This is a genomic window from Endomicrobiales bacterium, from assembly GCA_023228045.1.
Lineage (GTDB): Bacteria > Elusimicrobiota > Endomicrobiia > Endomicrobiales > JALOBY01 > JALOBY01.
The window spans coordinates 15,462-32,677 of sequence record JALOBY010000016.1 but is presented as its reverse complement, the minus strand read 5'-3'; the positions used below and the strand labels follow the sequence as shown (position 1 = coordinate 32,677).

Annotated in this window: 15 protein-coding genes and 1 pseudogene; 9 read left to right on the top strand and 7 right to left on the bottom strand. The window is 41.1% G+C overall.

Annotated elements, in window-relative coordinates:
- The 5 genes and pseudogenes from M0Q46_04780 to M0Q46_04760 form a co-directional block, all read left to right on the top strand.
- Positions 1-525, top strand: a 525-nt coding sequence (locus M0Q46_04780; protein ID MCK9582908.1) for a phosphoketolase, incomplete at its 5' end; no start/stop codon positions are given.
- Positions 526-717: 192 nt separating this feature from the next.
- The gene (locus M0Q46_04775) at positions 718-1,989 is read left to right on the top strand and encodes a TolC family protein (GenBank protein MCK9582907.1); all 1,272 of its coding nucleotides are present in this window, start codon (positions 718-720) and stop codon (positions 1,987-1,989) included.
- A gap of 149 nt (positions 1,990-2,138) precedes the next feature.
- Positions 2,139-5,177, top strand: a pseudogene (locus tag M0Q46_04770) (efflux RND transporter permease subunit).
- An 88-nt stretch (positions 5,178-5,265) separates the two neighbouring features.
- Positions 5,266-5,484 carry a hypothetical protein gene (locus M0Q46_04765; protein MCK9582906.1) on the top strand — a complete coding sequence of 73 codons (219 nt, stop codon included), beginning with the start codon at positions 5,266-5,268 and terminating at the stop codon, positions 5,482-5,484.
- Between the two features lie 95 nt (positions 5,485-5,579).
- Positions 5,580-8,141, top strand: coding sequence for a cation-translocating P-type ATPase (locus tag M0Q46_04760; protein MCK9582905.1), 2,562 nt, complete (start codon positions 5,580-5,582; stop codon positions 8,139-8,141).
- Between the two features lie 146 nt (positions 8,142-8,287).
- On the opposite strand, the gene M0Q46_04755 is transcribed toward M0Q46_04760, so the two are convergent.
- Genes M0Q46_04755 through M0Q46_04725 form a run of 7 tightly spaced genes read right to left on the bottom strand, consistent with a single transcriptional unit; the run spans position 8,288 to position 14,815 of the window.
- Entirely contained in the window at positions 8,288-9,388 is a 1,101-nt protein-coding gene (locus M0Q46_04755) for an ABC transporter permease (GenBank protein MCK9582904.1), read from the bottom strand.
- Positions 9,385-10,494: an ABC transporter permease gene (locus M0Q46_04750; protein MCK9582903.1), complete on the bottom strand. Its 1,110-nt coding sequence runs from the start codon at positions 10,492-10,494 to the stop codon at positions 9,385-9,387. Before M0Q46_04750 ends, M0Q46_04755 begins: the two co-directional genes overlap by 4 nt.
- Complete coding sequence (locus M0Q46_04745; GenBank protein ID MCK9582902.1) at positions 10,491-11,246, bottom strand: ABC transporter ATP-binding protein; 756 nt, start codon at positions 11,244-11,246, stop codon at positions 10,491-10,493. Before M0Q46_04745 ends, M0Q46_04750 begins: the two co-directional genes overlap by 4 nt.
- A gap of 11 nt (positions 11,247-11,257) precedes the next feature.
- Positions 11,258-12,151, bottom strand: coding sequence for an ABC transporter ATP-binding protein (locus M0Q46_04740; protein MCK9582901.1), 894 nt, complete (start codon positions 12,149-12,151; stop codon positions 11,258-11,260).
- Positions 12,148-12,879: an efflux RND transporter periplasmic adaptor subunit gene (locus M0Q46_04735; protein MCK9582900.1), complete on the bottom strand. Its 732-nt coding sequence runs from the start codon at positions 12,877-12,879 to the stop codon at positions 12,148-12,150. Before M0Q46_04735 ends, M0Q46_04740 begins: the two co-directional genes overlap by 4 nt.
- A gap of 17 nt (positions 12,880-12,896) precedes the next feature.
- Complete coding sequence (locus M0Q46_04730) at positions 12,897-14,177, bottom strand: TolC family protein (protein MCK9582899.1); 1,281 nt, start codon at positions 14,175-14,177, stop codon at positions 12,897-12,899.
- Complete coding sequence (locus M0Q46_04725) at positions 14,174-14,815, bottom strand: TetR/AcrR family transcriptional regulator (GenBank protein MCK9582898.1); 642 nt, start codon at positions 14,813-14,815, stop codon at positions 14,174-14,176. The genes M0Q46_04730 and M0Q46_04725 overlap by 4 nt, the downstream gene beginning before the upstream one ends.
- Before the next feature lie 237 nt (positions 14,816-15,052).
- Here M0Q46_04725 and M0Q46_04720 point away from each other — a divergent pair, with 237 nt between their 5' ends.
- The 4 genes from M0Q46_04720 (at position 15,053) to M0Q46_04705 (ending at position 17,168) form a co-directional block, all read left to right on the top strand.
- Positions 15,053-15,409 carry a metallopeptidase family protein gene (locus M0Q46_04720; protein MCK9582897.1) on the top strand — a complete coding sequence of 119 codons (357 nt, stop codon included), beginning with the start codon at positions 15,053-15,055 and terminating at the stop codon, positions 15,407-15,409.
- A 107-nt stretch (positions 15,410-15,516) separates the two neighbouring features.
- Positions 15,517-16,089, top strand: a complete 573-nt coding sequence (locus M0Q46_04715) for a hypothetical protein (protein ID MCK9582896.1) — start codon at positions 15,517-15,519, stop codon at positions 16,087-16,089.
- 32 nt (positions 16,090-16,121) lie between these two features.
- Positions 16,122-16,817, top strand: coding sequence for a zinc ribbon domain-containing protein (locus M0Q46_04710; GenBank protein ID MCK9582895.1), 696 nt, complete (start codon positions 16,122-16,124; stop codon positions 16,815-16,817).
- A gap of 12 nt (positions 16,818-16,829) precedes the next feature.
- Positions 16,830-17,168 (top strand): hypothetical protein, encoded by a 339-nt coding sequence (locus M0Q46_04705; protein MCK9582894.1) that lies wholly within the window; start codon positions 16,830-16,832, stop codon positions 17,166-17,168.
- Positions 17,169-17,216: the final 48 nt, after the last annotated feature.

Genomic DNA, 17,216 nt, shown 5'->3' with positions numbered 1-17,216 from the left:
AAAGGCACGCAACCAGATGTGGTGATGGCTTGCTGTGGCGATGTCCCAACGCTTGAAACCCTTGCCGCTGTTTCAATCCTTCGTAAACATTTGCCTGACCTTAAAATTCGAGTTATCAATGTTGTTGATCTAATGAAACTGCAGCCAAATACTGAACATCCTCATGGGCTGAACGATCAGGAGTTTGATGCATTATTCACTAAAGATAAACCAATTATTTTTGCGTTTCATGGCTATCCCTGGCTTGTGCACCGGTTAACATACCGCCGTACTAATCACGACAACATACATGTTCGCGGCTATAAGGAAGAGGGCACCATTACAACATACTTTGATATGACGGTTTTAAACGATCTTGACAGGTTCCACTTAGTGCAGGATGTGATAAATCGTTTGCCACAGTTGGGTGCCAATGGAGCTAAGCTGAAACAGATTATGAAAGACAAACTCATTGAGCACAAAGAGTATGTTAATAAACACGGCCAAGATATGCCGGAAGTTCGTAACTGGAAGTGGGAGTCATAACGAAGCGTTAAAAAATATGAAACTATTTTGAATTGTATTTTGTCCAACGCGTTATATAATAATGAAGCACGAGTATGTAAATACCATAGGCCTGAACCCGTCATAAGTTTAAGCAGATGGTTACTAAAATTTATGGGGATATTATAAAGGTGATTTTTGATGTTGAGTTTATTAAGTAGAGAGAGAAAAATAATGAGAGTTCAATGTAAACATGTCGTATCTATATCAGCCATATTGTTGTCAGTCATTTTATTTCATTTATCTATGGGTTATGCGCAGGAAAGTAATGCCGCAGTTACACTGGATAAATGTATATTGGCAGCTCAAAATAAGGGCGAAGTTCTGATGATAAGCAGAGAAATACAGGCTCAAGCCGCAGAGCAGGTAAAACAGGCGAGAGGCGGGTTTCTGCCCGCGGTTAAATTCAAATACCAGAAAACCTACCGAGACACCGCTGGTGGAGAATACACGACAAATTTTGATGACTCTAAAATAGCGTTAAGCCAGCCTTTGTTTAGCGGTTTTGGAAAAAAAGCAAATTATGACCTGTCAAAAAATGAACTCCAAAAACAAAAATTTAATTATGACAGCGTTGAAAGGATACTTAATTCAGAAGTAACCTTGGCATTTTATTCTCTCGCGCAGGTAGATGCGGACATAGCAAATATTAAAAACACTGAACAATTAATGCAAGAAAGGCTCAATGAACTTAATGAAAGAGTGCGTCTTGGAAAATCCAGAGATAGCGAAGTGCTGGTGGTGGAGTCTCAGCTCGCTACGCTTATTGCTCAGGAAGAAAAATCACAAGGAGAACGCGCGAAAGCGGCCGAGACATTGGCATATCTAACAGGTTTTGATTCTGAAAATCTCGTAGTAACTGACAATACACCCGACATTGCTGGTACGGAATTGCTGGAGAAATACCTTGAAAGCGCTAAAAACAGGCCTGTTATTGAAGCGGAGAAAAAGAATGTGATATCTCAGCGCTTTAGGATAATTGCGGCCCGCAGTATGCTTTTGCCGTCACTAAACCTTGAAGGGGCATGGTACACTCAGCGCAGCGCCTCGTTAACAGATAGCAAATGGGACACACTTTTTACGCTGGATATGCCTTTATTTCAAGGCGGGGCGGCTATTGGAAAAGTAAACGAAGAGCTTTCACGCTTAAGGGAATATGAAGCTAAACTTTCCAGAGTAGTTCGGGAGTCAGAAACTGAAATAAGAAAACTTTACCGGTCGGCTATTTTTTCCATTAAACAGGCGGCGGCCTACACGGTTGCTTATAATAAAGCGAGCGAAAGTTACCAGATGCAATTAAAAGATTACCGTTACGGGCTTGTAAATAATATGGATGTTATACAATCAATGATAACAATGCTGGATGCTAAAAGAAATTTTGACCGTATGTTGATACAAGCAAAATTGGATAAGGCGATACTTGAGATAGCATCAGGAATAAAATAAAGTTTAAGAAAATTATAACGTAGAGAATGTAGTTAGTAAGTTTTTGGTTTTAAATCTCCTATGTTAAAATAAAAACAAAAAGGAAAATTATGTCTTTATCGGATATTTCTATAAAGAACCCGGTTTTTGCGTGGATGTTGCTGATAGGCATGGTGGCTTTCGGAATTCTTGCTTTTTGGCGTCTTGGCCTAAGCCAGCTGCCGGATGTTGATTTTCCGGTGGTTAATATTTCTGTTAATTGGGAAGGTGCCGGCGCCTGAAGTGGTGGAAACCGAAATTACTGACCCGCTTGAAGAAGCCGTTTTGGGTGTGCAAGGTGTTAAAGAAGTAACTTCCACTCTCAAAAAGGCCACTCTAATGTAACTGTTCAGTTTGACATAAGTAAAAATATTGATGTCGCACTCCAGGAAATACAAAGCCGCATTGCCCGTGCCCAGCATGACCTACCTAGCGATATTGACCCGCCTTTTATATCTAAAACAAATCCGGAAGACCAACCGATAATGTGGATAACACTTTCCGGCAACAGGCCGATGAAAGATATGATGCAATACACCAGTAAAGTATTAAAAGACCAGTTTTCCACCATTGACGGCGTAGGCGAGGTATCGCTTGGCGGTTTTATGGAGCCGAATTTGCGTGTATGGCTGGATGCAGGTAAAATGCGCGAAAAAGAATTGACAGTGGATGATGTTGTTTCTGCCATATCAAGCGAGCATTCCGAGGTACCTGCGGGATATATAAGTACCGGAAAAAATGAAATGAACATTCGCGTGGCAGGCGAAGCGGAAACTGTTAAAGAATTTACTTCAATAGTAATTCCGGCGCGCAAAGGTTCGCCATTATGGAAAACTTTTCACATCGGCGATGTGGCTGTTGTTGAGGATGGGACAGAAGATGTCCGCCGCATTTCGCGGGCCGATGGTGTTAGCGCGGTCAGCATAGGTATACGCAAGCAAAGGGGAACAAACTCAGTTCAAATTGCCAAAGCTGTAAGGGCAAAAATGGAAGCTATAAAAAAATATGTCCCTTCGGGAATGAATTTGGATGTTCGCTATGATTCTACAAAGTTCATTGAAGAATCTATGCGTGAAATGTATTTTGTGCTGATACTCTCCGTGCTGCTTACGGGTTTGGTTTGCTGGTTTTTTCTCGGATCTTTTAGTTCGGCTTTGAATGTGTTTTTAACCATACCAATGTCGCTGTGCGGGTCTTTCTTTGTAATTTATGTTATGGGGTTTACTCTAAACACATTCACACTTCTCGGACTCTCGCTGGTTGTAGGTATTGTGGTGGACGACGCTATTATGATGCTTGAAAATATTGTGCGTCATCGGGAGTTAGGGGAAACGCGCGTTAAAGCTGCCATAAAAGGTGCCCGTGAGATAACATTTGCGGCAATAGCGGCATCTGTTGCTATTCTTGCTATTTTTGTTCCGGTTATTTTTATGAGTGGTGTTATTGGAAGGTATTTTTTTCAGTTTGGTGTAACTATTTCGGTAGCTGTTGCGATATCTCTTCTCGGCGCGTTAACTTTGACACCCATGTTTGGCGCGCAGTTTCTTTCAATTGGCCACACGACCGGCATGGGCAAAGTGGTGGATAATATTATGAACTTTTTGCGTAATAAATACGGCATACTGCTTGCATGGTGCCTAAAGCACCGCTGGTATATAATAGTTGCTTCATTAATAATATTTTTTGGTTCGTTGTTATTATTTAAATCGGTCAAGCGGGAATTTGTACCGCCTCAGGATTTGAGTATGCTTTCGGTGCGTATGCAAACAAAACCCGGCACCGCGCTGGAAATAACTGACGGTGTTTTTAAGCAGGCCGAGCAGATTTTGTCCAAATTGCCGTTTGTGGATAGTTATTTTGATTTTATCGGCGGTTCATCCGGAAATATAATGATTACGCTGAAAAAACTCTCTGACCGCCCGATAGATGCAAAGAAAAAACGGTCGCTTACACAGCAGGAGCTAATGCCTGTCGTTCGTAAAGCCCTTAAAGATATACCTGAGGCCAATAAAGTTGTTGTTCAGGACCCGTCATTATTGGGACTTAGTACAAGGCGCGGATACCCCATAGAATTTACAGTAAGCGGGCTGAAGTGGGAAAAACTTGTAGAATACAGCAATGTCATAGAAAAGGAAATGGTTAGTACAGAATTAATGTCAGATATTGATTCTGATTACGACCAGGGCCCACCCGAAATTCAGGTATTGCCTGATCGCAGGAAGGCCGCGGAGAGGGGTGTAAGTATTTCTGTAATTGGGCAGACAATTAATGCGCTTATCGGCGGAGTACGCGCAGGCAAGTACACTCATGACGGCAGGCGTTACGATATACGGTTACAGCTGGTTTCAAAAGACCGCAGTAACCCCGACGATATCAGTAAAATATGGGTTCGCAATAACCGCGGCGAGATAATTCGTCTTTCTGAAGTTGTAACAATAGTTGAAAAACCTGCCCAATTATCAATAACGCGCAATAACCGCGAGCGTGCTATTAGAATGTTTGCTAATGTTGCCCCCGGCAAATCGCAGGCTGTTGCTATGGACAGTGTTGAAAAAATAGGCAAGAAAGTATTGCCGGAAGGGTATAAACTTGTTTTTTCAGGCAGCGCCCAGACATTTCAGGAATCTTTTACTAGTTTATATCTTGTGTTGTTCCTGGGTATTTTTGTGGCGTATATGGTTCTCGGAATACAATTCAATAGTTTTGTGCATCCATTTAATGTATTGCTTGCTCTTCCGTTTAGCATATAGGGGGCTCTGCTTGCGTTGGTAATAACCGGGTATTCGTTAAATATATACAGTGCTATCGGATTAATTTTACTTATGGGTATTGTTAAGAAAAATTCTATTCTGCTTGTTGATTTTACAAACAGGCGGCGAGATGAAGGTATGTCGGTAAACGAAGCGCTGCTCAGTGCCTGCCCGGTACGCCTTCGCCCTATTTTAATGACATCAATAGCAACAATTGCGGCAGCCGTGCCTCCTGCGCTCGCTTTAGGCCCGGGGGCCGAAACACGGGTTCCGATGGCTGTTGTTGTAATAGGCGGTGTTATTGTCTCAACCATGCTTACACTTTTTGTTGTCCCGTGCGTGTACAGTTTGTTTTCCAAATTTGAGAGCCACAAGCACCGCAAAGATGTCCAAATTGCTATGAAAGAACTGGCGAAATAACCACGGCCCAAGAAAAAATTGTTAATAATCAAATGAATTTGTATAATCCCACGCAATGAACAGATTGTGTTTCTTTTTATTGTTTTTAATGTTTTTTACCTCATTAGGTTTGTGCGCGCAAACTGTGTGTGATAGTGACAATGCAGAGTGTGCAAGCAGTTGTGAATTTGAACATAATTCATACTCAACAGATGTGCCTGCATTAATTAAACCTATATATACTCAGGCACCATTTGTTTTTTTTGACAAAGTTTTTGTATCTACTCAATTCGTAAAATTAATAGACCACCCTCCAATAATCGCTTAAAACAATTTCAATACAAAACCGTACTTTTCACCCCGTATGTCAAGACAGTATTTTTTCGTTGCCGTTTTCTGAAAACATTAATATAAGAGGTTATCATGAGCATCAATATACAAGCAATCCAGAATCAGGGTTTAACAACGCAAGAAGCTGCGGCAAGGTTGAAAACAGAAGGTTATAACGAACTGCCATCGGCAAAACAAAGAAGCGTATGGCTTATAGCTTTTGAGGTGTTCAAAGAACCGATGTTTCTGCTTTTAGTTGCCTGCGGCACTATTTATTTAATATTGGGTGATGTGCAAGAAGCGCTGATACTTCTTGGTTTTGTTTTTGTAATTATGGGTATAACTTTTTATCAGGAACGAAAAACCGAGAGGGCACTAGAGGCACTGCGTGATTTATCAAGCCCAAGGGCATCTGTTATCCGTGACGGTCAAAAATTAAAAATACCCGGCAGGGAAGTTGTGCGTGGGGACATAATAATACTTTCAGAAGGCGACAGGGTTCCTGCCGATGCGCTTATACTGGAAGCATTAAACCTCTCGGTTGATGAATCGCTTTTAACTGGAGAGTCGGTGCCTGTTTCAAAATATCCTGCTGAAAATAGCCAAATTAAACAAGACAAAATAAAGCCCGGTGGAGACAACCAACCGTATGTGTTTTCAGGCACATTGCTTGTTGCAGGGCAGGGAATTGCTAAAGTTTATGCTACGGGCATTCATGCCCAAATGGGTAAAATAGGCAAATCGCTTCAATCAATAGAAGAGGAAGAAACCCTGCTTAAAAAAGATGTATCGCGGACAGTAAAGGTAGTTGGAATATCGGCTGGAATTCTTTGTTTAATAGTTATTACGGTTTATGGTTTTACAAGGGCCGACTGGCTTGGCGGGTTTTTAGCGGGGCTTACGCTTGCAATGGCTATGATACCTGAAGAGTTTCCTGTAGTGCTTACGGTATTCCTTTCGTTGGGCGCATGGCGTATATCTCAGAAAAGAGTACTCACCAGAAGGATACCTGCGGTTGAAACGCTTGGCGCCGCAACCGTTCTCTGCGTAGATAAAACAGGAACGCTTACGGTAAACAAAATGAAAGTTCAAAAACTTTGTGCCAATAATATACTTTACGATACAAGCTTTATTGGCAAAGAAAATCTGCACGAGAACTGCCATGAGATTGTTGAATATGGAACACTTGCGAGCCAGACCGACCCATATGACCCCATGGAAAAAGCAATCAGGAATTTAAGCGAAATATGCCTTAAAAATACAGAGCATGTGCATTACGATTGGGAAATGGTACATGAGTATCCATTGTCAAAAAAACTACTTGCAATGTCTCGTGTATGGAAACGGCAGGGAAGTGAAGATTATGTTGTAGCCGCGAAAGGCGCGCCTGAGGCGATAGCGGATTTGTGCCATTTAGATAAGCAGGCAATGGATAAGCTTAAAATATCAATAGAAAAAATGGCTGACGAGGGATTAAGGGTTTTAGGTGTAGCAAAAGCTGTGTTTAAGCCGGCAATTCTTCCAGAAAAACAGCACGATTTTGAGTTTAGTTTTGAAGGGCTTATCGGCCTTGCAGACCCAATACGCGAACAGGTTCCTTCAGCAATAGAAGAATGCTATCAGGCAGGTGTGCGTGTAGTAATGATAACAGGTGATTACCCGGGTACTGCAAAAAATATTGCTATTCAAATTGGGCTTAAGAATATTTCAGATATTATTACAGGGCCTGAACTTGATTCCATGAATGACAGCGAGCTTGAGATAAGGGTAAAGAATACGAATATATTTGCCCGCGTTGTGCCGGAACAAAAACTTCGTATTGTAAACGCACTAAAAAAAATAGGTGAAATAGTTGCTATGACAGGCGACGGTGTTAATGATGCTCCAGCTCTTAAGTCGGCAAATATAGGTATAGCCATGGGCGCCAGAGGTACCGATGTGGCAAGGGAATCTTCATCGCTTGTTTTATTAGACGATGATTTTATGTCCATAGTTGCGGCTGTGCGTATGGGCAGGCGGATATTTGATAACTTAAAAAAAGCAATTTCTTACATACTTGCAATACATATCCCTATCGCGGGGTTAAGCTTGTTCGCGGTAATATTTAAATGGCCTTTGATACTTTTTCCTATCCATGTAGTTTTTCTTGAACTGATAATTGACCCGTCATGTTCGTTAGTGTTTGAATCCGAAAAAGAAGAAAAAGGCGTTATGTCGCGCCCGCCGAGAAGTATCAAGGAGCCGCTTTTTTCGCTTTCAACAGTTTTATATAGTTTATTGCAGGGAACAGTTTTGCTTCTAATTGTTGCAGGTGTTTTTGTTTTATCACAAAAATTTGGAGAAAGTGTTGAAACGGCAAGAGCACTTGCATTTACAACGCTGATTGTAGGAAATCTTGGGTTGATTGTATGCAATAGGTCATGGGTTCTTGCATTGCCAAGTATTTTGCGGCAAAAGAATACAGCATTGTTATGGATAAGCACGGGCGCGGTTATTTTTATGTTCCTAAGTATTGAAGTTCCATTATTAAAGAGCCTGTTTAAATTTGGCACGCTCCACAATATTGACTTTGCATTGTGTTTCGCTGCCGGCATGATAAGTGTGATAATGTTTGAAGTGATAAAACTAATAAGAAGGTACAGGCATGCGATATAAAATAACAATGTAACAGAGGTTGTAGCGGGAATTGTATATTCAATAGTTGCTGGGTTCCTATAGCTTGCCGGATAGCCTGAATAAATATCCCAAGACAATCCCACTGTGGATGGCCTTGGGATATTTATTTGGTTGCAAAATCCGGGTTAATTTAATGTCTGGCGGAAGCGGCGGGCTGCAATTAAAACTGTAGTGACGGTCATTAAAAATAGGACCGCAATATTCGTCCAGTAAAGTTCCGGTATGTTGCCCTTGAGCATAACATTCCTTATCAGGTTTATGTAATACTTAAAAGGATCTATGTATGCCACCCACCTGATGAATATCGGCATATTTTCAATCGGAAAGAAAAGGCCCGACATCATCATAGCGGGGAAGAGGAACATAAATGTCCCCATCATTGCCTGTTGCTGATTTTTGGCTATTGTAGATATCAGCGTGCCTATGCTGACTGTAGCGCAAACGAAGATAAGCGCAGCAAGCAGCAAAAGAATGAAAGAGCCTCTGACAGGTACGCCGAAAATAAGCATTCCGGCGGTCATTATAAACGCCGCGTCAGCAAGCCCAATGATAGTAAATGGTACAGTTTTGCCCAGTATTATTTCAAGATTGCTCAATGGTGAAGCAATGATGCTTTCAAAGGTGCCGAGTTCTTTCTCTCGCGCTATTGACATGCTCGTAAGCATTATGGTTACAAGGCACATAATCAGGGCTATAATGGCTGGAATCATAAAAAACGATGTTTCAAGTGCCGGGTTGTAAAGAACCCTGACATCAAACCTGACTTTGCCACCGGTGTCGGCAATTCCATATTTATCGGTGAAAAACTTTGCGGCGATGGATTGTATATAGGCGTCAACTATTCGTGCCTTTGTTGCATTTTGAGCATCTACAAGCAGCTGCATGCTTGCCCCGCCTCTTGCTATCCCTTTGTCTATACCCTCTACAGGCATAACCAGTACAGCATCCGCCTTACCGTTTTGCAGTATTGCCATAGGGTCGCCATTGACGGACTCTATTTTGTTAAACCAGCCTGTGGCGAAAATTTTCTCAGATAGTTGCCTTGCTGTATAGTCGGCGGGGCTTGCAATTACGGCAAAATTGATATTCCTAAAATCTGTATTTATTGCAAAACCGAAAACGCACATTTGTATTATCGGCGCTACAAAAATAAAAACCCGCATAACCGGATCCCTGAGTGTCTGGGCGAATTCTTTCTTAATAAATCCCAGCAATACCCTTTTCATTGTTCAAGGTCCCTTTTGAATTTTTTTGATGCAATTATTATAGGTATTAAACTCAGCAGTACCAGCATAGAAAATGGCAGCGATAGTTCTGTAAATGTGGAGCCCTTAAGAAACAATCCCCTGATAATTATCATAAACCACCGGGCAGGCAGTATAGATGCAACGCCGCGGAAAAACATAGGCATACTTTCTATCGGAAATATCAGTCCCGATAAAAGAAGTGAAGGTAGAATTCCCAAAATTAGTGCGGCTTGTGTTGCTTTGTTTTGCTGGCGCAAAGTTACAGAAATCAAAATGCCCTGCGCAAGAGAGGCAACAATATATATCAGCACCGCGCAAATCAGCAGGAAGTGGCTGCCCACGAACGGGACACCGAAAACCAATCGTGCTATCAAATAAACAAGCGACGACCCTGCTAAACTAATCGCCACATAAGGAATTATCTTACCCAGTATTATTTCCAAGGGTTTTACCGGTGTGGAAAGCAAAAGTTCCATAGAGCCGTTCTCCCATTCCTTAGATACCGTAAGAGCGGTCATAAATATCCCAAGCAGGCCTATGACCACAACGATAAGGCCTGGTACAATGAACCACTGCGTGTTGAGTTCAGGGTTATAAAGGTACCTGACGCGTATATCTACCGGAGATTGAGGTGCGGCATCACTGAAGCGGGAGGCAACTGCTTTTTGCATGGAGCCGATATATCTGCCGACGATACTGGTTTTCTGGTTATCCGTTCCATCAACTAATATCTGTACGGCGGACTCTTTCCTGGAAGCTATTTTTCTGCCAAAACCCGGCGGTATAATTATTGTGCCAAAATCTTTTTCCAACTCAATCTCTTTCGTCATTTTCTCTGGATACATACCTTTTTCAAGCTTGAAATACCCTGATGAAAAAAAGACATTTGCGAGTTCCCTTGACTGGCGCGTGTTGTCAGAGTCGTAAACCGCGAGCTTTACACCCCTGAAATCAAAATCTATCGCGAAACCAAAATAAATAACAAGTATTATGGGAAAACCTATAGACATAATAATTGTGAACGGGTCACGCAGAATATGCATAACTTCTTTTTTTGCCATTGCCAGCATTCTTGAGAGTTTCATCTTTCATCACCTTCTACGAGTTTGATAAAAACATCCTCAAGTGTCGGTTTTTTACCAGATAGTGGCATACCAGAAGGATAAGTTTCATCTTTTAGTTGTTGTGGGCTTCTTAGAGCTATGAGTTTTCCGGCTCTCATTAGAGCTATCCTGTCGCACTCTTCGGCCTCATCCATATAATGGGTTGTAACAAAAACGGTTTTGCCTTCAGCGGCAAGTTTTCGGATTAACAACCAGAATTTAGCCCTCATTGCTGGGGAAACGCCCGAGGTTGGTTCGTCAAGAAAGAGTATCTCGGGGTTGTGCACAAGCGTAGCGGCGAGTGAAACCTGTTGTTTTACTCCGGATGCCAACTCCCTGACCATTGTATTTTGCCCGGAGTTAAAACCGATGAAATCAAAAATCTGTTCAAAGCGTTGCTTTGCGGTTTCATCCGGGATTTTCCTCATGCTTGCTTTAAAGTTGAGGTTTTCAAGTACCGTCAGGTCGTCGTATAGTGTGAACTTTTGGGACATATACCCAACTTTGCGCTTTATGGCATTTTTACCACGCGAAAAATCAAGGCCTGCAATGCGCACATCGCCGCTTGTGGGCAGAAGCAGGCCGCACATAACGCGTATAGCGGTTGTTTTGCCGGCGCCGTTTGCGCCGAGAAAGCCGAAAATCTCACCTTTTTCTACGCTAAGCGTGAGGTCTTTAACGGCCGCAAAATCGCCGAATTTAACGGTAAGTTTATTTAATTCAACCGCATTCATAGCTTTTCCGTTCATCTCATTGCCATCTTAACGAATATTTCATCAAAGTTTTTTGCGTGTTCACGTTTGAGCAGTTCATTCGGCCTGCCGCTCATCATAATTTTTCCTGCATCCATAAGGTGAACAAACTGGCATCGTTCCGCCTCATCCATGTATGCTGTAGAGATTAGTATCAGCACCCTTTGTTCAGCCAAGATGTGCAGCAGATCCCAAAACTCCCTGCGGCTGATAGGGTCCACTCCGTTTGTAGGTTCATCAAGGAGCATGATGGAAGGCGACTGCAGCATCGCGCACATCAGCCCTACCTTTTTATACATTCCGCCCGATAGCTCGCCTACTTTCCGCTCCCTGAATTTATCAAGCCTGGTTATATTTAGCAGTTTGGCAGACCTCTTGTTGAAATCGTCCTGTTTGAGTCCGTAAAGGTCTCTGAAAAAAATGAGATGTTCGTCTATGGATAAGTCGGGGTAAAGGCTTTGTTTGGAAGGCATATACGCAAGCGATGGGCGTATTTCATCAAAATCTATATCTTTGGAATCCTTTGTGAACCGGATACTTCCGCTGTCTGAGTGCAGTAAGCCGGCCAGAATTCTAAAAAGGGTAGTTTTACCTGCGCCGTCCGGCCCTATGAAACCGTTGAGCGCCCCGGTTTCGGCGCGGACAGTTATTCCGTCAAGCGCCCTGACTTTACCAAAACTCCGTGAAAGATTGACAATATCTATGCCTATATTTAACCCCAAATTTGCATTAGAATTTGGAATTCGTCGAAAGATACGGGGCATTTTCTTCCGCAAAAACCTTGCAAATGGAATTACCATTCGCTGCGAATTTTGCGTCGAAAATGCCTCCGTCTCTTTCGCCTCGGTTCTTAAATCTAATGCAAAGTTGGGGTTAAAAAGTTTCATTTTTCAGGGAGTGGTACTTCAACGCTCATACCGGGTTTTAGAAATTCATCGTCGTTTTGGAAAAGTATCTTAACGCCGAAAACGAGGCGGGTTCTTTCCTTGCGGGTCTGAACATTTTTAGGTGTAAATTCCGCTTCCTCGTTGATATGCACGACGGTGCCTGCAAATGTCATCGTGCCCGATTCAAGTGAGTACCCTATAACACCCATACCTACGATTATCTTTGAAAGCATGGGTTGAGGAACATAAACATAAACCCACGGCCTCTTTAAATCCGCGAGTGTCACCAGTTTTGTTCCCGGGTTTACCATCTCACCCGGTTCATGGTATTTGGTTATTACTGTGCCGTCTATTGGTGATTTTATTGTGCTCCAACCGAGCCGTACTGCAAGGTCGTCACGCTTAAATTTTACCCTGTCAAATGTTTCTTGATTCATTGAGCCCGCGTTAAGCAGTTCAACTGCGCGTTTATAATCGCGTTCAGCCGCCGCCGCTGCAATTTCAATATCTTCTATGGAAAGTTTTGCTAATGTCTGCCCTTCTTTAACTTTATCGCCTTCCTGCACGCCTATTGACCCTATTACACCGCTAATCCTTGAAGAAAGGTCCACCTCGGTTGCCTCTACGGTTCCTGCATACATGAAACCGCTATGCTTAACCAGCGTAAAATACAGCACCGCTGACAAGGCAATAACTATTGCGAAGATTATAATCACTTTCTTTTTCACAAAATACCTCCAGAATTTTATTCACTCATCCCGGCGAGCACCGCCAGGTTTATTAGTATCTGCACCTTTGTTTTAGCTGCCTGTATTTTAGCTTCAAGCGCTTTGAAATTTGCATTTTCAACCTCAATATATGAAAGTGCCCCTGTCTTATATGATTTGTAAATTATCGTTGCGAGTTGTTCTGTTTCCGAAACTGAGATATCATTAAAGGCATTTTGTTCCCGGAGATTTGAAAGCTGGCTTGCTGTTTTGCCCCAATCGCGCCTTAAGTCGGCGAGTGCCTGCCCGGCGCGGCTCAAATTTGCTTGTTTTATATCTTCGTTTTCGTTGATCCGGTTTTTTGAGGCACCTGTTTCATAGAGCGGCATGCTTAAGGATGCATTAAATGTGTTCTGGTTAAAGTTTTCAAGTACGGTGCCGTTTGGATAATCCAGTGAAGATTTTGCGGACAGCTGAAATTTCGGCCACCTGAGCGCACTGGCCGCACGTTTTGAGTATTCCAACGACTCTGCCGAGTTACGGAAAACAAGGATAGAGGGGTGGTTCTCGTTTAGTTTAGATATAGAAAACGGCTCAAACTTAGCAAGCATTGAATCAATACCCTCAAGCTCAACGCCGGTGTAATTTTTTCCGATAACTGCTGAAAGCTCACTTAAAGCATAAGACATATCGGCCTGCGCCTGCCTGAGTTGTTTCATCCTGCCAATAACTTCCTCATGAGCTTTAAGATTATCGGCTAAGCTCTTTGTGCCGGCGCGCACATTGAGTTTAATGTCCTCGTACTGGGTGTTTGCAAGTTTCAGAGCGTCGGAGAAAAGCGTTATCTGTTCTCCAGCCAGGGCAACCTGAAAATATGCAGCCCTTGCGCTAAGCAGTATCGCTCGTCTGGCTGCTTCGGCCTCGTTTTTCTTTACTTCTGCCGCAGCGGAGGCGCTTTTGTATGTATTATCAATGCCTCCAAAATCCCATGCGGTCCAGCTGAGTAACGGCCCTATGGAGTAATTAGAATTGTCGCCTAACTTGATTGTTTTAGCTCCCGCTATGGGAATAACTATTTCCTGCACATTCGTTACATATTTATAAGAACCGTCCAACATCAATTTTGGGTACAGCTGGGTTTTTTGGGTTGAGGCGCGCTCTGTATATGCTTTTTGTTCAAATATAATGGCTTTTAGGCGTGGGGAATACTCAAGTGCGGAGCTTTCAACATCTGACAGCGAAAGAGCGGCTGCTTCTGCGTATCCGTAAACAATAAATATCAGCAGCGCGGCAATTATCCAGATATTCTTTTTGATCATTTTTTTCTCTCCCCCTGAAGGCCTTTAAGGGCATAATCTATTCTCTCGGTTATTCTTTTGTCGGAAATAGCCGTATTTTTTAACAAAGGAATTAAAGTGCCGAGGACTGTTTTCTGATAGTTCTTTTCAAGCACCCTGATGGCTATGCTTGGCAGTGCTACGGCGCCTATAAGTATTGGTGCTATAACGAAGATGGATGTTTTAATCAGATAACCGTCTTTCTGACACTGCTTTATAAGTTTTAGCAGGATGTTTATATGTTTTGTCATATTTTTTCTGGCGAACTCAACTATCCTGATATTGCCTTTTAAAATTTCCTCAAAAAGTGCGGCTATGAGCGTCCTGTTTTGGCGTATGAAGTGGGCTGCCCCTATCAAAGTATTGCGCAGACATTCCTGCGAAGTGCTACCTTTTTCAGAATCAAGTTTAAAGTCGCTTAGAAACTTGCTATACACATCAATCATCAGCACTTCAATGTACTTCTCTTTGGTGCCAAAATGATAGTTGAACATACCAAGGTTTGCGCCGGCTTTTTTTGTAACTTCTCTGATTTTAAGGCCGGAGATGCCCATAAGGGGAATGAGCTCCTTGCCTGCGGCAATCAGTTTCTTATCTATATTTTGCGATGGCCTGGTCATATTATTATTAAACCTCAGTGTAATTATACACCTGTGTAGTTGTAATGTCAAGTTAATCCTGCCTGAATACACGGCATGGTGGAATATGATAAAATATATTATATGGGAAACAAATTGTGTAATTTATAGTTGAGCGACGGTTTTATTTGTTAAATGCGTTGTCCTTTGGTATATTCATAACACCCAATAGCTCAAAGAGCGAAGGATGACTAACATGGAAATGCAGACGACAATTATATGACCCTAAAAGAATTCCAATCCATCATCACTAAAGCTATAAAGAACCTTCCCTCAGAGTTCAAGGAAATCCTTGAGAAAAATGAGATATCCATTATTCCTCGCGAAGAAGTTCCGCTGTCGTTAAAAGAGATATACAAAGGCGGCACGCTATTTGGGGTATTTATTGGAGTGCCTTACGGGCGGTTTGTTAACTTTCAGCTTGAACCGACAAGAATTGAACTTTATAAAAATAGTTTTGAAAGTTATTATTCAAATCAAGATGAAATTGAAAAACAAATAATAATAACCGTTGTTCATGAAATTGCGCATTACTTTGGTTTTAGCGAAGAAAAAATAAGAAAACTTGGGTATTAGAATTTAAATTTAGGAATTTCAGAAAGAACTCGGTTCAAAGAAAAAAGATAGTAATTAAATATTGTGTCCCCTGAATTCATAGAGAAGGAAGACTTAAAGGCGAAACAATGGAAACTGTAGAAACACTATTGCAAGAAGCTGAAAAGAAAAACCAGCAAGATCCAAAAAAGTTTATTATACAGCGTAACAATGCCTTTAATGAACAATGGGTCTTAGGCAAATTTGCAATGGCATATAACGAATCAAATGAAAAGAAAATAGTGTACGCTGAAAGATATAATGACAACAACGGTAAATCCCGTCCAGATTTTAAAGTCTTCGGGATTGATAAGAAATGGCTTTTTGATATTGAAGTAACTCAGGAACATGGAGTTGAGTTAAATCCAAAAACTGGCAAGTTCGAACAGAGGAGAATTAAAAAAGAATACATGGAAGATGTTGAAGAAAGACAATTTACTTTTGATGATCAAGCTAATCTGCATCACTTGCAAGAACTGATTGATAAAAAATGTGCAAAAAAATATCCTTACAATACATTTCTTGTTGTTTATATTAATATTTTCGATCCGGATTCATATAGTTCTTTAAAATTTAAGAGAGGGAGTATATCAAGGGTTTATCTTCTTAAAGAATTAGGGAATAATGAAATACGAATACATGCTATAATAACATGGAAATGAATATAAAGTCTAATTGCAAAGGAGAAGACTATATGAATTGTAATAATTGTGGCGAAAAAATAGAGCAAGGTGACAAATTCTGCAAAAATTGTGGTCAGAATCAGATTATCAAAACAATTAGTGAAGAAAGCAACGATGATAATTTGTTAGAAAGCGAAGAGTATGATAATGATTTAGATGATATTAAAAGCGAAAACGAATTGATTTCAGGTAACGAGTTTCAAGCGGTAGCACCAAAAAAAGAAAATTTCCTTAAGAAAGTTTTTAAGGGATTAGGTACAGGTGGTTTAGTCCTTGGTGGTGGATTTCTCTATATTTCATTTACTATTTTACAATTTTTGTTTACTGCTTTTGCGGGTTTATCAATGATAGGGTTGGCAATTTCATTATTTTCAAAAGGATCAATAATTTTGGGATTGGTTGCTCTATTTATAGGAACCCCTTTAGCAATCATTCTTGCTAATTATTTCTTTATATTTTTATTGGCGCTATCAATTATTACATTGATAATTTTTGGGATTATCTATCTCTTTGGTTTTAATGTTTCTTTTAGCAGTGTATGGGGCGGCATTTGGCTGGTCATAAAGGTACTAGCTTTGGGCGGTATGACTTTCTTCGTGATTAGCTCGTTTGTTCAAGCAATGAAAAATAAAGACATAGTATCTTTTTTCAAAAAAAATTGGTTTTATATTCTTCTCTTATTTTTCATTTTCTGGTCATTTTTTTAGGATATAAAAATTATGGAAATAAATAAAAAGAAAAACATTGCCGTGATTATTAGTGCTACTTTCTTATTTCTTGCATTATTTGATGGCTGGCTCTATGGATTTTTTACACTCTTACGATTTGTTGTGTGCGCAAGTTCAGCATATGTTGCTTGGGTAGCGCATGAGGCACAAAAAGAGAAATGGGTTTGGATTTTTGGATTTCTCTCTGTGCTTTTCAATCCGTTTATTGCTATTCATCTCAACCGTGAAATTTGGAGCTTTATCGATTTTATTGTTGGTGTTTTTATGGTAATATCCACATTTATGCTTAGATTAAAACCGAATTCAACTGCCCATGATCAAAAAAGATGAAAATTGAAGCAAAAGCAAAAGAATTTGAAATCCACGAAGCAAATAATC

What these genes read in the sequence shown, in the direction of transcription:
- M0Q46_04775 (MCK9582907.1), top strand. Translation starts at nt 718, where the DNA reads ATGAGAGTTCAATGTAAACATGTCGTATCTATATCAGCCATATTGTTG.
- M0Q46_04765 (MCK9582906.1), top strand. Translation starts at nt 5,266, where the DNA reads ATGTTTTTTACCTCATTAGGTTTGTGCGCGCAAACTGTGTGTGATAGT.
- M0Q46_04760 (MCK9582905.1), top strand. Translation starts at nt 5,580, where the DNA reads ATGAGCATCAATATACAAGCAATCCAGAATCAGGGTTTAACAACGCAA.
- M0Q46_04755 (MCK9582904.1), bottom strand. Translation starts at nt 9,388, where the DNA reads ATGAAAAGGGTATTGCTGGGATTTATTAAGAAAGAATTCGCCCAGACA.
- M0Q46_04750 (MCK9582903.1), bottom strand. Translation starts at nt 10,494, where the DNA reads ATGAAACTCTCAAGAATGCTGGCAATGGCAAAAAAAGAAGTTATGCAT.
- M0Q46_04745 (MCK9582902.1), bottom strand. Translation starts at nt 11,246, where the DNA reads ATGAATGCGGTTGAATTAAATAAACTTACCGTTAAATTCGGCGATTTT.
- M0Q46_04740 (MCK9582901.1), bottom strand. Translation starts at nt 12,151, where the DNA reads ATGAAACTTTTTAACCCCAACTTTGCATTAGATTTAAGAACCGAGGCG.
- M0Q46_04730 (MCK9582899.1), bottom strand. Translation starts at nt 14,177, where the DNA reads ATGATCAAAAAGAATATCTGGATAATTGCCGCGCTGCTGATATTTATT.
- M0Q46_04725 (MCK9582898.1), bottom strand. Translation starts at nt 14,815, where the DNA reads ATGACCAGGCCATCGCAAAATATAGATAAGAAACTGATTGCCGCAGGC.
- M0Q46_04720 (MCK9582897.1), top strand. Translation starts at nt 15,053, where the DNA reads ATGACCCTAAAAGAATTCCAATCCATCATCACTAAAGCTATAAAGAAC.
- M0Q46_04715 (MCK9582896.1), top strand. Translation starts at nt 15,517, where the DNA reads ATGGAAACTGTAGAAACACTATTGCAAGAAGCTGAAAAGAAAAACCAG.
- M0Q46_04710 (MCK9582895.1), top strand. Translation starts at nt 16,122, where the DNA reads ATGAATTGTAATAATTGTGGCGAAAAAATAGAGCAAGGTGACAAATTC.
- M0Q46_04705 (MCK9582894.1), top strand. Translation starts at nt 16,830, where the DNA reads ATGGAAATAAATAAAAAGAAAAACATTGCCGTGATTATTAGTGCTACT.